This window comes from Streptomyces fildesensis (genome assembly GCF_016107395.1).
Lineage (GTDB): Bacteria > Actinomycetota > Actinomycetes > Streptomycetales > Streptomycetaceae > Actinacidiphila > Actinacidiphila fildesensis.
In genome coordinates, this window is record NZ_JAAIKO010000396.1 from 1 (window position 1) to 228 (window position 228).

Here is a 228-nt window from a genome sequence, read left to right on the forward strand (position 1 = left end):
CGAGAACATGGGCAACTTCTATTCCGCCGGCAGAGACCCGATCTTCTACTCTCACCACGCTAATGTCGATCGTATGTGGAATATCTGGAAATCGTTGGGAGGGAAGAGAAAGGACTTCACAGATCCGGATTTTCTAAACGCAGGGTTTCTTTTCTACGACGAGAACGCGCAGCTTGTCCGCGTGAAGGTACGCGATTCTCTCGACAGCGACAAATTGAGGTTCGGCGG

1 protein-coding gene is annotated in these 228 nt (G+C 51.3%); it reads left to right on the forward strand.

Features of this window, described 5'->3' with window-relative positions:
• Positions 1-7: 7 nt before the first annotated feature.
• On the forward strand, positions 8-228 hold a 221-nt coding region (locus C6N31_RS43310), incomplete at its 3' end, for a tyrosinase family protein (protein ID WP_232486398.1).